The sequence below is a fragment of the Leptolyngbya sp. FACHB-261 genome, from assembly GCF_014696065.1.
Taxonomy (GTDB): domain Bacteria; phylum Cyanobacteriota; class Cyanobacteriia; order FACHB-261; family FACHB-261; genus FACHB-261.
Map to the genome: position 1 here is coordinate 702,211 of NZ_JACJPL010000031.1, position 15,154 is coordinate 717,364.

Here is a 15,154-nt window from a genome sequence, read left to right on the forward strand (position 1 = left end):
TTCAAGCCCTGGGCAGGTGAGGGAAGGCATCAGCTATAGCCGGATAAGTAATCTTGCCAGCCTTAATGTTGAGCCCCCGCGCCAGCATAGGATCTTTGTCCAGAGCTTCTTCGCCGAAATCAGCTAAGGCAATGACGTAAGGTAAGGTCGCATTGACTAAAGCTTGGGTAGCTGTCCAGGGCACCGCTCCCGGCATATTGGGAACACCGTAGTGCAGAACGCCAGCTTCCTCGTACACCGGTTGGGTATGCGAGGTTGTGCGCATAGTCTCAATGCAACCACCCTGGTCTACTGCCACATCAACGATCACTGTTCTCGCCTGCATCTGACTAACCAGTTCACGAGATACCAGCACCGGTGCCCGGCGTCCGGGTAGCAGCACCGCACCAATCAGCAAATCAGCTTCGGGCACAACCGCTTCAATGTTTGCAGGCGTGCTGTACAGAAGCTCCACGCGTGAACCAAAGATCGTTTCTAGTTCAGACAACCGATTCAGGTTCACATCAAAGATCTGCACGCGTGCCCCCAAACCTACAGCCATGCGCGCGGCCTCGGTCCCAACAATGCCACCGCCTAAAACGACCACCCGTCCAGGTCGTACCCCAGGCACGCCCCCTAAGAGTACACCGCGCCCGCCCTGCTGCCGAGTCAAGTAGTGCGCCCCAAACTGCACCGACAAGCGTCCTGCAATCACACTCATCGGCACCAGAAGTGGCAGCTGACCGTTGTTAGCCTGCACCGTCTCATAAGCAACACAGGTCGCTCCTGACTTCAGTAGTGCAGTGGTCAGTACTTCATCTGCGGCTAGGTGCAGGTAGGTAAACAGCAGCAAATCTGGGTGTAGCAGTTTGTACTCAGAGGGCAGAGGCTCTTTCACCTTGACCACCATCTGCTGCTCGTAGATAGTCTCAGGGCTGTTAGCTAATTTGGCTCCGGCCCGCTCGTAATCGGCATCTGTGAAACCTGCCCCCGTGCCTGCGCCTGCCTCAATCAGTACCTGGTGTCCCCGATGGACCAGCGCTTGCACCGCACTGGGGGTTAGTCCAACACGAAACTCTTGATCCTTGACCTCTCGAGGTACACCAATACGCATAGATTCAATTTGAATTCAAGGTAAGTTCAACTGCTGAGAGTATCTTTCAAAACAGTTTTGGCAGCCAAATGATTACGGGTAGAAGACAAAATGTCAGCTTCCCGGCGCAAGCGAGCCTCGGTGTCCAACATTTCCAGTAGCATTTGCTGCTCTACACTCGCTCCAGAGAGGTTGCGCCCAATCCAGTAGGACAACTCTGTGGGTGAAGTTGGCAAATCGTCAGGTAGCTCGATGTCCTGCTCCATCAGCTTGGCAGACAGACGCACGACGTCTTTGAGCAGCGTACTCACTTCGTCAGCCAGTGGCCCCAGATCCTGAGCAGGGGTTGCATCCTCGAGCCATTCCACTAAGCCGACGTAGTAGGGTTTCTCACGCACATAGTCCAACACCTGAAAACGCTGTTGTCCTAGTGTTAAAACCCGCAGTCGACCGTCTGGCAAACGTTGATACTTCACGATCTCGGCGCAGCAGCCGATTCGAGCGGGTTCCTCTCGAACCGGATCTACCATTAAGACCCCGAAGCGACGATCACTATCGAGGATGGTATTCATCATGATCCGGTAACGGTACTCAAAGATGTGTAACGGCAAAGGCTGCCCTGGAAACAGCACAACATCCCCAAGCGGGAATAGGGGTAGTTCGCAGACCGCGATAGAGGAAGGGAAGGCCATTACCAGTGGTTAGGAAATATTGAGTGCTTTCAACTACTCTATTCTACGGGTTATTCAGGGTTCAGCGCTGTGGCTAAGATACACAGACAGCCCTGCCCCCCATGACAGGGAACAGGGCAACCTCATTAAAGAGAGCCTTGAAACGGGCGATTAGAGTTTGACTTCGATGTCTACACCAGCTGGCAAATCCAACTTCATCAGTGCATCAATCGTTTTAGAAGATGGCTGATAGATATCAATAATACGACGGTGGGTCCGGGTTTCGAAGTGTTCCCGAGAGTCCTTATCGACGTGGGGTGAGCGCAACAAACAGTAGATGCGGCGCCGGGTCGGCAAAGGAATAGGGCCAATCGCTGCTGCGTTAGTACGGTTAGCAGTATCGACAATCTTCTCACAAGAGGTATCAAGCAGCCGATGGTCAAAGGCTTGCAGCCGAATGCGAATCTTTTGCTGTTGGATAGTTGCCATTGTTCAGTAGAGAAAGTGGAGTGAGCACAGAGCGGCAGAGCAGGCTTGCACCTGTCTACCGCTCTAAGAGAAGTTGAATCGCTAACTAAGGTTTACTTAGCGCAAGTTCTACTTGACGATCTTAGAAACCACGCCAGAACCAACTGTACGGCCACCTTCGCGAATCGCGAAGCGCATTTGCTGCTCAATAGCGATGGGCTTGATCAGTTCAACCGTCATTTTAATGCGGTCACCGGGCATCACCATTTCGGCAGTGCTGCCATCGTCAGAGGTGAAAGAGGTGATGGTACCCGTTACGTCAGTTGTACGTACGTAGAACTGAGGGCGGTAACCGGGGAAGAAGGGCGTTTTACGACCACCTTCTTCTTGCTTCAGCACGTAGACCTCTGCCTCAAACTGGGTGTGAGGGGTGATTGAACCAGGCTTGGCTAGCACCATCCCCCGCTCAATGTCTTCCTTCTTAACACCCCGTAGTAGCAAGCCCACGTTGTCGCCAGCCATACCCTCATCAAGGGTCTTCTGGAACATTTCCACGCCAGTTACCGTGGTTTCACGGGTGTCTCTGATGCCTACAATCGAGATCGTTTCGCCAATCTTGACCTTACCGCGTTCAATCCGGCCTGTGGCGACCGTACCCCGGCCCGAGATCGAGAAGACGTCTTCAACCGCCATCAGGAAGGGCTTGTCGATGTCCCGCTCAGGTGTGGGGATGCTAGCATCCACCGCGTCCATCAGGTCGTAGATCTTGTCGACCCACTTGTCCTGACCCCGAATGGTCTTGGGATCAGAGGTCATCTTCTCTACAGCCAGTAGAGCTGAGCCTGCCACAATTGGGATATCGTCGCCAGCGAAGTCGTAGGAATCCAACAGCTCACGAACTTCCAGTTCCACTAGTTCCAGCAGTTCAGCGTCATCTACCTGATCTTCCTTGTTCAGGAACACCACAATATTAGGAACGCCGACCTGACGGGCTAGCAGAATGTGCTCACGAGTCTGAGGCATGGGGCCATCTGCGGCAGATACCACTAGGATTGCACCGTCCATCTGCGCTGCACCCGTGATCATGTTCTTCACGTAGTCAGCGTGACCGGGGCAGTCCACGTGGGCGTAGTGACGAGTTTGGGTCTGATACTCCACGTGGGCGGTGTTGATCGTGATGCCGCGCGCCTTCTCTTCAGGAGCTGCATCAATATCTGCGTATTTGCGAGCCTGAGCTTGGCCCAGTGCTGCCAAGGTCATCGTGATCGCCGCCGTCAACGTGGTCTTACCGTGGTCAACGTGACCAATGGTGCCAATGTTGACGTGGGGTTTGGTCCGCTCAAATTTTGCACGTGCCATTGAGTTGTCTTCCTCGTCCTACTACGCGTTCCCTTTGCTCTTTGCAATGATGGCTTCAGCCACACTCCGAGGAACTTCCTCATAGTGACTAAACTCCATCGTAAAAATGCCCCGACCCTGGGTTTTGGAGCGGATGTCGGTGGCGTATCCGAACATTTCCGCCAGGGGCACTTTGGCAGCGACCTTTGCTAAGCCTTGAGCTGCCTTTTCCTGACCTTCGATTTGACCTCGGCGAGAGTTCAAATCACCCATGATGGTGCCTAGGAAGTCTTCTGGTACTTCTACCTCAACCTTCATCATCGGCTCCAGCAAGACTGGGCTGGCTTTTAGGAAGCCATCCTTAATTGCCATTGAGCCTGCAATTTTGAAGGCCATTTCCGAAGAGTCAACATCGTGGTAGGAGCCGTCGACTAACGTGGCACGTACATCGATCACGGGGAAGCCAGCCAGAATCCCACCTTCGCAGGCTTCCTTCATACCCGCTTCCGCAGGACCAATATATTCCCTAGGAACCGAGCCGCCAACGATTTTGGAGACGAATTCAAACCCTGTTCCTGGTTCGGCAGGTTCAAGTTCAATCACAACGTGACCGTACTGACCCTTACCACCACTCTGACGGACAAACTTGCCCTCAGCCTTGACCTGCTTACGAATAGTTTCACGGTAAGCCACCTGGGGAGCACCCACGTTAGCTTCGACCTTGAACTCTCGCATCATACGGTCTACCAGGATTTCCAGGTGCAACTCGCCCATACCAGAGATTACCGTTTGGTTAGTCTCTGGGTCGACGTTGACACGGAAAGTGGGATCCTCCTCCGAAAGCGACTGCAGCGCCTTGGAGAGCTTGTCCATATCCTGCTTGGTCTTCGGCTCAACTGCAACAGAGATAACCGGCTCAGGAATGAACAGGGACTCCAGAATAACTGGAGAGGACTCTTCACACAGGGTATCCCCTGTGAAGGTGTCCTTCAGACCCAGCATGGCTCCTAGGTCGCCCGCCCGAAGCTCATCGACGTCGGTCCGCTCGTCAGCCTTCAACACGATTAGGCGAGAGACGCGCTCTTTCTTACCCTTCGTGGAGTTGAGAACGTAGCTGCCCTTCCTGAGGATCCCTGAGTATACGCGTACGAAGGTCAGGCGACCGAAGGGGTCAGCCATAATCTTGAAGGCAAGCGCAGACATCGGCTCTTCATCGTCAGCATGACGCTCAACGGCAGAGCCATCCAGCTTGGTCCCTTGAATGGCTGGAACCTCAAGGGGAGAAGGCAGGTAATCAACAACAGCGTCCAGCAGCAGTTGGACTCCCTTGTTCTTGAAGGCAGAGCCACAGAGCATAGGCACGATTGTGCCTGCGATGGTCCCTTTGCGGAGAGCAGTTCGAACCTCTTCTTCAGTTAGAGGCTCTTCAGCAAAGAATTTCTCCATCAGCGCATCGTCGGTTTCCGCTACCGCTTCTAGCAGCTTGGCACGGTACTCTTCAACCAACTCCTCCATATCGGCAGGAATGTCGGTCTCGACGATGTCAGTACCTAAGTCATTGTTATAGATATAGGCTTTCAAGGCGACCAAGTCTACGATGCCTTTGAGGTCAGCCTCAGCACCAATCGGCAGCTGAATGGGAACTGCATTAGCGCGCAGTCGATCTACGATCTGCTTGTAAACTCGGACGAAGTCTGCGCCCATTCGGTCCATCTTGTTGACGAACGCGATCCGGGGCACCCGATAGCGGTCCGCCTGACGCCATACTGTCTCCGATTGGGGTTGAACACCACCTACGGAATCGAATACGGCAATCACACCATCCAGCACCCGCATGGAGCGCTCCACCTCAATGGTGAAGTCCACGTGACCCGGCGTGTCGATGATATTGATTTTATGGTCTTTCCAACTGGTAGAAATAGCGGCTGCGGTGATCGTAATGCCCCGTTCCCGCTCCTGTTCCATCCAATCGGTGACCGCTGTTCCTTCGTGGACCTCACCGATCTTATGGACCACGCCGGAGTAAAACAGAATACGCTCGGTAGTCGTCGTCTTCCCAGCATCAATGTGGGCTGCGATTCCTATGTTGCGTACCTTCTCGAGGGGAACGGCACGTGCCACAACTACCTCCTTGGTTTGGACAGGTTAGGCTTGACTGAAAGTTCAAGGCCTTCCGTAAAGATTCTATACTTTCGTCGAAGCTTTAGGGGGGACTTAGTAGCGATAGTGGGCGAACGCCTTGTTAGCATCAGCCATGCGGTGCGTCTCTTCACGACGACGAATAGCGCCGCCGGTCTCGTTAGCTGCATCCATCAGCTCATTGGCAAGCTTACTGACCATGCTCTTACCCGCACGCTGGCGCGAGAACTGCGTGATCCAGCGCAATGCTAATGCAGTGCCCCGGTCGCCGCGTACTTCCATGGGTACTTGATAAGTCGCACCGCCAACCCGACGAGCTTTGACCTCGACGAGGGGCGTTGCATTGCGCACAGCCCGCTCAAAAAGCTCTAGAGCATCATTGCCCGTCCGCTCCTGAATCGCTTTTAGAGCGTCATAGACAATGCGAGAAGCAACAGAATACTTACCGCTCACCATGAGGCGGCGAACCATCATGCTGACTAGGCGGCTGCTGTAAACCGGATCGGGAGGGACAGGACGTTTGGTAGCGGAAGTACGACGAGACATGGTGAGAGTTTTTTTCCAGAGGTGCTGATGGAGTTTTAACTGAGAGTTGCGTAAGACCTAAACAACTAGGCCAACGCTGCTTCACATTACATTCGAAAGCGTTCAGATTGCCAGAACACAAGTTCGATTGGCAACTGGACGCTGAGCCCTAGGCAGTTTAGACGTCGACGGAAAGCTAGGAGCTACCCTATTTTGCTTTCGGACGCTTGGCACCGTACTTCGAGCGACCCTGCTTACGGTCTTTAACACCTGCTGTGTCCAAGGTACCGCGGATGATGTGGTAGCGGACGCCAGGCAGATCCTTGACCCGCCCTCCCCGAATCATAACCACAGAGTGCTCTTGCAGGTTATGGCCAATGCCAGGAATGTAAGCAGTCACCTCAAAACCGGACGTAAGCCGCACACGAGCTACTTTACGCAAAGCAGAGTTTGGCTTCTTAGGCGTTGTAGTGTAGACACGAGTGCAGACACCGCGCCGTTGGGGACAGCTCTTAAGAGCAGGAGATTTGGTCTTGACCTTAGAGGCCTGACGTTCGTCGCGGATGAGCTGCTGAATAGTCGGCATGAGAACTAGCGTAAAACCTACATGGTTACTTTTATTTCAACAATCCCTTATCCTACCAGGTTTTGCTTAGCCATAGCAATTCCCATGTAGAACTGAGGCAGTAGAACTTAGAGACTTAGCTGAACAAACCGTCAGTGTAGCGTTCCTCGGACCAAGGTTCGCCCCGACGATGATAGCCATTGCGCTCCCAAAAGCCTAGTTCTTCCTGGTTCAAGAACTCTAGGCCGTTGATCCACTTTGCACTTTTCCAAGCGTAAAGGTGAGGTACGACCAAACGTATAGGTCCGCCGTGGTCTGCTGGCAGAGGTTCACCGAACAGACGGTGGGCAAAGAAGTTCTCTTCCCGCAGGAAGTCTTCCAGAGCAAGGTTGGTTGTGTAGCCACCATAGCAATGAATCAAAACCTGTTGCGCCTGAGGATCCAACTCCACCAGCTTCATTAGGTCAGGCACTTTGACGCCTGTCCATTGCACGTCTAGCTTTGACCAACGAGTCACGCAGTGAAAGTCGGCAGTGAAGTCGCTCTGGGGCAAAGCCATTACTTCATCCCAGCCCAGGTGCGCCTCTTGAGCCACCAATCCCCACAGACGAAGAGTCCAGGTTGCAGTTGCCACCTCAGGTGTCGGCCCATAGGTCAATACCGGAAAACCGTTGGTGAGGTGCTGACCTGGAGGAACTCGGTCGCTCTGGTTAGCATCGGGCTTGCGAAAAAACTTGCCTAGCATGAAGCGCTGCACCTGGAAGTCAGAACTCTAAACCTATTGTAAAAAAGGTTTCTAGCCTATGCCTCTTCGCCTTCTTCATCTTCTTCAGGAGTGGGATAAACGAAACCGGTATTACGTCCCGTCAGGATGGACTTACCTAGGGACAGAGCCCGCTCAGCCTGGAGACGGGCCTTGCCTTTCCAAACTGCTTTGCGCATGTCGCGCTTGGACTTCGAGGTTTTCTTCTTAGGAACGGCCATAGCAATCAGGCGTCTGGGGCAGACGGCAAACTTGACAACCCTCCCATTCTAGGGCTTGAGCGGAGCTTTTGTGCTGGCATTGCTGCCTGGGATGCCCGTAAAGTCGGGATAAGTGATGTTACCGTGCTCGCTGATATCTAAGCCAGCGAGTTCTTCCTCAACCGAAACTCGAACGCCCACAGTTCTTCTCAGGATTAGAAACAGGAATAAGCCACCACCAAATGCCCAGAGAAAAATTGCGCTTATACCCACCAATTGAATGCCCAACTGCAGCCAGCCACGCGCAGGAAAGTAAGGATTGCCGAACCAAGGGATGCCAGCTGCCAGCGTGCCCCACAATCCACAGACGCCATGAACGGCAAAAGCACCAACCGGGTCATCAACCTTAAGGACTGTTTCGACTGTCAATGCGGCTAACAAGGCTAGTACACCAGCAATACAGCCGATCAGTAGGGCAGCCCAAGGGGTCACTGTGTGACAGGGGGCGGTAATTGCCACGGTTCCCGCCAAAACACCATTACCCACGAAAGTCATATCGGGCTTGGAGAAGATTGCCCAGGAGGCGAAGGTTGCCCCTAGAGCTCCGCCTGCAGCTGACAGGTTGGTGTTGAGAATGATCCAGCCCGCATCAACATTAGCGAAATTAGTGGAGCCGCCATTGAAGCCTAGCCAGCCAAACCAAAGCAAGAAAACGCCCAACATGCCTAGAGGCAAGTTATGTCCAGGGATCGCGCGTGCCTGACCCGTACGACTGTACTTCCCCGTGCGCGGCCCAACGACTAAAGCACCCGCTAGAGCGACCCAGCCGCCCATTGAGTGAACTGCAGTTGAACCGGCAAAATCGATAAAGCCGAGCTTCTGCAACCAACCAACCGTGCCACCATTCCAATCTGCAAACAGCCCATTCCAGAGCCAACTGCCAGCAATTGGATAGATCAGGCAGCAGAAGACAACGGCATAGATCAGGTAAGCCAGAAAGCGCGTTCGCTCTGCTAATGCACCAGCGGCGATTGCTGCCGCAGCCGCTACGAATACAGCTTGAAAGAAGAAGAAGGTGAAGGGCCAGCCCGCATCAACACCTGGAGCCAGTGTAATGTTGCTGGGAACAGCCGCGAGTTTGGTGGTGGCATCAAAGCCCAATGCAAACCAGTTTGTGCCAATCCAGCCCGATGGATTGCTGCCAAACATCAAGCCGAAGCCGACAAACCAGAAGCCACAAAAGGCGATGGAAACCGTCACGATGATTTTCATCATGACGTTAGCGGCATTTTTCGCCCTCGTAAAACCAGCTTCTAGCATGGCGAAGCCTGCCTGCATCAGGAAAACCAAGGCTCCGGTCATCAAGGTCCAGAGAATATCAGCAGAGTGCTGGGCAGTCGCAGGGGAAGTCGGCATACCTGCAGGAGGAATAACTTGAGCGGTGGTTTGAGCGAGGGCAGGTTCTGCCAGCAGCAAGCTAGTTACCAACAGCAAGCTAGTTAATAAACCGCCGCCAATGCCCCGGCAGGCAATTCTCACCAGGTCTGCTCTGCCCATCAAGCTGTTCTCCAAGATTCCGTCTGCACTACACAAGCTCTGAAAAGACAAGACCCATGAACCTCTCGGAGGCGTCACGGGTCTGTGGCAAGGCATTCTTTTAGGGAAGCTGTGCCAGTGTAACCAGTTCAACTAAATCGCTTCCAGGTTGCGCTCACCCGTTCGAATTCGAATTGTTTCGTCAACTGGAGAGACGAAAATTTTGCCATCTCCAATTTCACCAGTACGGGCAGCAGCAATGATCTTTTCCACCACCATTTCAACTTGGTCATCATTGACCACAATTTCAACCTTGAGCTTCTGCAGAAACTCTACGGTGTACTCAGAGCCTCGATAACGCTCGGTCTGGCCCTTTTGGCGGCCAAAGCCGCGTACTTCCGAGACAGTCATGCCGACAATGCCAGCATTCACCAAAACGATCTTGACCTCGTCCAGCTTAAAGGGCCGGATGATTGCTTCTACCTTTTTCAAACTGTTCCTTGCTCCTCTACTACCCAAAGTCTCGGTCGCCTACAGCCGCAGTTGCTTAGGCTTGACACTCTTCTAGCACCCGACTGTTCGAGAGATATGTAGCAGAGACTACTGTATTTTTCCAGTCTTTGCACGGCAGCTTTTAGTAAAGAAATCTAACCAATTGGCTAGGATAGCGATAGGAGGACTGTGACGCAGGAAGAGGGCGTACAGTCTGATACGGTTTGCAAAGTTGGTTGCGCAGTACGGTCAAACCTGCGAGCCTCACAGCTTTAGAGTCTTTAACTACTTTCATGCGCATTTGGAGAACGCCATGCTGGAACAGTACCGTCAACACGTTGCGGAACGGGCTGCCCTGGGAGTGCCACCCCTACCTCTGGACGCCCAGCAAACTGCCGCCCTCTGCGAATCGCTGAAGAGTACCCCTCATGGCAGTGATGGCGCGGAATTGCTGGAGCTGCTGCGGGAGCGCGTGCCCCCCGGCGTAGACTCAGCAGCTTATGTTAAGGCTTCTTTTTTAGCAGCGATCGCCAAGGCCGAAACCACATCAGCGTTGCTGTCCCCTAGCCAGGCGATCGAAATCCTGGGCACGATGGTCGGGGGCTACAACGTGCGTATCCTGATCGATCTATTGAGCGATGCCCGCCCTGACATTGCTCAGGCCGCAGCCGACGCCTTGAGGCAGACGTTACTGGTATTCGACAGCTTCCACGAGGTTGTTGAATTAGCGCAGACCAATGCTTACGCGCAACAGGTTGTTGATTCTTGGGTTGCAGCTGACTGGTTTACTAGCCGTGCACCCTTACCAGAGCAAATTACGGTGACGGTCTTCAAGGTGCCTGGAGAGACTAACACCGACGACTTATCGCCAGCATCCCACGCCACTACCCGGCCAGACATTCCATTGCATGCGCAGGTCATGCTGGAGTCGCGCCTGCCTGGAGCCCTACAAACGATTGCTGGACTCAAGAGCAAGGGACACCCGGTTGCCTATGTTGGCGATGTCGTCGGCACTGGTTCTTCGCGCAAATCAGCGATTAACTCGGTGCTCTGGCACATTGGCAACGATATTCCGTATGTACCCAACAAGCGCTCTGGCGGTGTGATTCTAGGGGGCGCGATTGCGCCGATCTTCTTTAACACTGCTGAAGATTCTGGGGCTCTGCCGATTCAGTGCGATGTTACTCGCCTAGAAACGGGCATGGTGATCACGATTTACCCCTATGAAGGTCGCATCGTAAGCGAGACCGGCGCAGTCTTGGCAAACTTTGAACTTAAACCCACAACGCTTGCTGATGAAGTCCGAGCGGGCGGTCGCGTACCCCTCATTATTGGTCGAGGGCTAACTGACCGAACTCGAGCTGCATTGGGTTTGCCAATTAGCGACATCTTCACTCGTCCGGTCGCGCCGATAGATACCGGCAAAGGCTTTACGCTAGCGCAGAAAATGGTGGGCAAAGCCTGCGGGGTAGGCGGTGTGCGTTCCGGCACATCTTGCGAGCCTCATATGACTACGGTTGGCTCCCAGGATACGACTGGTCCTATGACTCGGGATGAGCTGAAAGAACTAGCCTGTCTGGGCTTCTCAGCCGATCTCGTACTGCAAACCTTTTGCCACACAGCCGCCTACCCCAAGCCGGTTGACATCAAGGTTCATCAAGATCTGCCAGACTTTTTTGCCTCGCGGGGTGGCGTGGCCTTGCGTCCCGGCGATGGCATCATCCACTCCTGGCTTAATCGCATGCTCTTACCAGATACGGTAGGGACAGGCGGGGACTCACATACTCGCTTTCCGCTAGGGATCTCCTTCCCAGCCGGTTCTGGACTGGTGGCCTTTGCAGCAGCCTTAGGAGCAATGCCTTTAGATATGCCAGAGTCAGTGCTGGTGCGTTTCAAAGGTGAATTACAGCCCGGCGTAACACTGCGCGATCTTGTGAATGCCATCCCCTATGTCGCTATTCAACAGGGGTTGCTCACGGTCGGCAAAGAGAACAAAAAGAATGTCTTTGCCGGTCGGATTATGGAAATTGAGGGTTTACCTGACCTCAAGGTGGAGCAGGCTTTTGAACTGACTGATGCCACCGCCGAGCGCTCCTGTTCGGGCTGCACGATCAAGCTCAGCCCTGAAACTGTTTCAGAATATCTGCGCTCGAATATTGCCCTTATGCGCAACATGATTGCTCGGGGTTATCAAGATGCAAAAACCCTGTTGCGTCGCATTGCCAAGATGGAAGAGTGGTTGGCTAATCCGGTACTGCTAGAAGCTGATGCGGATGCAGAGTATGCCGAAATCATTGAGATCGATCTCGATCAGATTACTGAGCCGATTGTTGCCGCGCCTAACGATCCTGACAACGTTAAGCTGCTTTCTGAAGTTGCTGGTGATCGGATTGATGAGGTATTTATCGGCTCCTGCATGACCAACATTGGTCATTACCGGGCTACGGCTAAAGTGCTCGAGGGCGAACCGCCGGTCAAAGGACGCTTGTGGATCTGCCCCCCAACTCGCATGGACGAGTACCAACTCAAGCAGGAAGGAATCTACGGCATTTTTGGTGGGGCAGGGGCTCGAACTGAGATGCCTGGCTGCTCTCTATGCATGGGCAACCAAGCACGAGTTGCTGACGACACCACTGTCTTTTCCACCTCAACCCGCAACTTTAACAACCGCATGGGTAAGGGAGCCCAGGTCTATTTGGGGTCAGCAGAGTTAGCGGCAGCCTGCGCACAGTTGGGCCGCATTCCCACTGTCGAGGAGTACCGGCAGATTGTAGCCAAAAAAATCGCGCCCCTCTCAGCCGATATCTATCGATATCTCAACTTTGATCAGATTGCCGACTTTGAGGACGAAGGCCGGGTTATTCCATTGGAGCAAATGCCGAAAATTGAGGACATTTTGGGTATGCCAGTGGCAGTAGCCCAGTAGCTGTCTTTGCTATTACTGAGGGGGCATCATTCTCTGACCTAGTCAAGAATGATGCCCCCTCAGAATTTTGGGTCCAATTGCAAGTTTTATACAAGCCCTATATGAATTGCAATTAGGCCCACCTAGGGCCTGAATAAACTCTTGGTAAAGCCTCAGTTTTGCTCAAGCTTGATTGCCGCAAGACGGGCACGTTCTAGGGGTACTCAGCACTCCGACGGCCTCCATGCAAAAACTTCTGGCTTCCTCTCTGTTGGTGCTCTTGGCCCTTCTGAGCACCAGCAAGGCTCAAGCCCAAATCACAGCTCAAATTACAGTCGATGATCAGCGACAAAGCTCGCCTATGCGCGCTATTGATCCTAGTCGCTACCCTTATAGATATAGGCCTGAGCCAAGCAATAACATGCCTGCTCAGGCCATTGACCTTAACCGATATCCCTATAGCGATTCCAATCCTGCCGGTACGGTGACTCAGGGCAGTGTCACACCGACCTCTCGTTATCAGCAGGCTGGTTCATCCATGCCTCGTACCTCTCGGACTCGCCGCAGAACACCTGTACAGGGGCGCACGACGGTTCGGGTTAATAACAACGGAACCACGGTCTGGCAGAGCCCTTACGGCGAGGTAACGGTTGAGAGACCATAGCTGAGAGACCGTAATTGAAGCTAGCCAGACACTCTAGCTTATAAACTAAGCTCATCTGTTAGTTTTTTGGCCTGCCTGTGCAGGCTTTTTTGTGTTTGTTGCAGCCTCTGGTTGTAGCTGAATTTCACAAGGCGATTCGTTTGCAGTTGGGGTGAGATTTTCAACACTGCAGCAAATTAGGCGTTCTCCGTTTTGCTCTAGCAGCAGCCCTGAAATCCGCACAGGTACTAGATGGCCATCTTTGTGAATATATTCTTTTTCATAGGGACCGTAGAGCCCTGTCCGTTTGAGTTCCTGAAATGCCGCTAACTCTTGCTCTACATATTTTTCTGGAGTGATATTCTTACAATTCAGCGTGAGTGCTTCTTCAACCGTGTAGCCTAAAATAGCTGCATAGCCTAGATTTATATCTACTAAGGTTCCATCCAACCGACATAAAGCTAGACCGATGTCAGCTTTTCCTAAGCAGCCACAGTAGCTCTGCTGAGAAGTTTCAAGCTGAGTGCGAAGCGATTTTAGTTCGTTCATTAACTTTCTTCGCAGACTTTATTTTAGAGAATATCTATAATTCTGACGATAGCAATCATTTACGAATCCTGGCCTCGTGAAAATGGCGTATGTACCTACGCCAGAAAGCTAGGAGGCCAATGATATAGATATCGTCATTAACGAAGAAAATACTGAGCAATTTAAGCAACAATAGCAATGTCCTAGTAAAACTACCTGCAGGGCTTAACCATCTCTGCTAGATGTCATTTAATCTAGAAATTCTAGTTTTTGTAGCTCAGATTTTTGCGCCAGCAACGCTTCCTCGGGGTAGGGTAGTTCATAGATTTTGACTCCCAGGCCCAAGACTTATGCTCGATGTCACTAATCGCGTTCAGGTCCTCAGTGAAGCGTTACCCTACATCCAGCAGTTTGCTGGGCGCACAATCGTCGTCAAGTACGGGGGTGCGGCGATGAAGGACAGCACGCTCAAAGATCAGGTGATTCGCGATGTCGTGTTTATGGCTTGTGTCGGGATGCGCCCAGTACTAGTACATGGAGGTGGTCCTGAGATCAACTCTTGGCTGGGGCGCTTGGGCATTGAGCCACAGTTCAAAAACGGTCTGCGCGTGACTGATGCCGCGACGATGGAAGTGGTCGAAATGGTGCTGGTGGGGCGGGTCAATAAAGAGATCGTGGAGCTGATCAACCAGGCTGGCGGCTCTGCGGTGGGTCTATGCGGTAAGGACGGCAACCTGATCAAGGCCCGACCGGAGCAGGAAGGGGTGGGCTTCGTCGGTGAGGTCAACAGCGTAGACACGCGCATTCTAGATTCTCTGCTTAAAGGCGGTCATATTCCTGTGATTTCTAGTGTGGCGGCTGACGAAACTGGGCAGGCCTACAACATCAATGCCGATACGGTTGCTGGGGAACTGGCTGCGGCAATGAATGCCGAGAAGCTGATCCTGCTCACCGATACCTCAGGGCTCTTGATGGACTACAAGGATCCCAGCACCCTAATCAGTGCCTTGGATGTACAGGAAGCACGGGAGCTGATTAATAAGGGCGTAATCTCTGGGGGCATGATTCCTAAGGTTAAGTGCTGTGTGCGCTCTTTGGCACAAGGTGTTCGTGCCGCTCACATCATTGATGGGCGGGTACCCCACTCATTGCTGTTGGAAATTTTTAGTGATGCGGGTATTGGCACTAAATTGGTTGGTTCGCGCTTGATGAATCCGGATCTGGACGAGCGTCAACCAGCGTTACCGACTGAGCTGCTGAAATCACTTTAGAGCAAGCCTGGAAGGACCGCATAAATTCACTTTTTGGT

At 52.9% G+C, this 15,154-nt stretch carries 15 protein-coding genes; 3 read left to right on the plus strand and 12 right to left on the minus strand.

Annotated features, from left to right (window positions below; translation table 11 throughout):
• Window position 1 precedes the first annotated feature (1 nt).
• The 11 genes from ald to H6F94_RS28445 all read right to left on the minus strand — a co-directional run bounded on the left by ald (window position 2) and on the right by H6F94_RS28445 (window position 9,769).
• The gene (ald, locus tag H6F94_RS28395) at window positions 2-1,093 is read right to left on the minus strand and encodes an alanine dehydrogenase (protein ID WP_190805618.1); all 1,092 of its coding nucleotides are present in this window, start codon (window positions 1,091-1,093) and stop codon (window positions 2-4) included.
• Between the two features lie 26 nt (window positions 1,094-1,119).
• Window positions 1,120-1,764 carry an LON peptidase substrate-binding domain-containing protein gene (locus H6F94_RS28400; RefSeq protein ID WP_190805619.1) on the minus strand — a complete coding sequence of 215 codons (645 nt, stop codon included), beginning with the start codon at window positions 1,762-1,764 and terminating at the stop codon, window positions 1,120-1,122.
• 150 nt (window positions 1,765-1,914) lie between these two features.
• Window positions 1,915-2,232, minus strand: a complete 318-nt coding sequence (gene rpsJ, locus H6F94_RS28405; protein WP_190805620.1) for a 30S ribosomal protein S10 — start codon at window positions 2,230-2,232, stop codon at window positions 1,915-1,917.
• Between the two features lie 108 nt (window positions 2,233-2,340).
• Entirely contained in the window at window positions 2,341-3,570 is a 1,230-nt protein-coding gene (gene tuf / locus H6F94_RS28410) for an elongation factor Tu (RefSeq protein ID WP_190805621.1), read from the minus strand.
• Window positions 3,571-3,591: 21 nt separating this feature from the next.
• On the minus strand, window positions 3,592-5,670 hold the full coding sequence (gene fusA / locus H6F94_RS28415) for an elongation factor G (protein ID WP_190805622.1): 2,079 nt from the start codon (window positions 5,668-5,670) through the stop codon (window positions 3,592-3,594).
• A gap of 93 nt (window positions 5,671-5,763) precedes the next feature.
• Entirely contained in the window at window positions 5,764-6,234 is a 471-nt protein-coding gene (gene rpsG / locus H6F94_RS28420; protein ID WP_190805623.1) for a 30S ribosomal protein S7, read from the minus strand.
• Between the two features lie 187 nt (window positions 6,235-6,421).
• Window positions 6,422-6,799, minus strand: a complete 378-nt coding sequence (gene rpsL, locus H6F94_RS28425) for a 30S ribosomal protein S12 (protein WP_190805624.1) — start codon at window positions 6,797-6,799, stop codon at window positions 6,422-6,424.
• Window positions 6,800-6,914: 115 nt separating this feature from the next.
• Window positions 6,915-7,523: a sulfite oxidase-like oxidoreductase gene (locus H6F94_RS28430; RefSeq protein WP_190805625.1), complete on the minus strand. Its 609-nt coding sequence runs from the start codon at window positions 7,521-7,523 to the stop codon at window positions 6,915-6,917.
• Between the two features lie 56 nt (window positions 7,524-7,579).
• Window positions 7,580-7,762 carry a 50S ribosomal protein L32 gene (rpmF, locus tag H6F94_RS28435; RefSeq protein WP_190805626.1) on the minus strand — a complete coding sequence of 61 codons (183 nt, stop codon included), beginning with the start codon at window positions 7,760-7,762 and terminating at the stop codon, window positions 7,580-7,582.
• Between the two features lie 48 nt (window positions 7,763-7,810).
• Window positions 7,811-9,298, minus strand: a complete 1,488-nt coding sequence (locus H6F94_RS28440) for an ammonium transporter (protein ID WP_190805627.1) — start codon at window positions 9,296-9,298, stop codon at window positions 7,811-7,813.
• Window positions 9,299-9,430: 132 nt separating this feature from the next.
• The gene (locus H6F94_RS28445; RefSeq protein WP_190805628.1) at window positions 9,431-9,769 is read right to left on the minus strand and encodes a P-II family nitrogen regulator; all 339 of its coding nucleotides are present in this window, start codon (window positions 9,767-9,769) and stop codon (window positions 9,431-9,433) included.
• Between the two features lie 313 nt (window positions 9,770-10,082).
• Between H6F94_RS28445 and acnB the strand changes: the two genes are divergently transcribed.
• Window positions 10,083-12,695, plus strand: a complete 2,613-nt coding sequence (acnB, locus tag H6F94_RS28450; protein ID WP_190805629.1) for a bifunctional aconitate hydratase 2/2-methylisocitrate dehydratase — start codon at window positions 10,083-10,085, stop codon at window positions 12,693-12,695.
• Between the two features lie 223 nt (window positions 12,696-12,918).
• The gene (locus tag H6F94_RS28455; protein WP_190805630.1) at window positions 12,919-13,338 is read left to right on the plus strand and encodes a hypothetical protein; all 420 of its coding nucleotides are present in this window, start codon (window positions 12,919-12,921) and stop codon (window positions 13,336-13,338) included.
• Window positions 13,339-13,389: 51 nt separating this feature from the next.
• Here H6F94_RS28455 and H6F94_RS28460 read toward each other — a convergent pair whose 3' ends face one another.
• Entirely contained in the window at window positions 13,390-13,866 is a 477-nt protein-coding gene (locus H6F94_RS28460; protein ID WP_190805631.1) for a PAS domain S-box protein, read from the minus strand.
• A 329-nt stretch (window positions 13,867-14,195) separates the two neighbouring features.
• Here H6F94_RS28460 and argB point away from each other — a divergent pair, with 329 nt between their 5' ends.
• Entirely contained in the window at window positions 14,196-15,116 is a 921-nt protein-coding gene (argB, locus tag H6F94_RS28465; RefSeq protein ID WP_190805632.1) for an acetylglutamate kinase, read from the plus strand.
• Window positions 15,117-15,154: the final 38 nt, after the last annotated feature.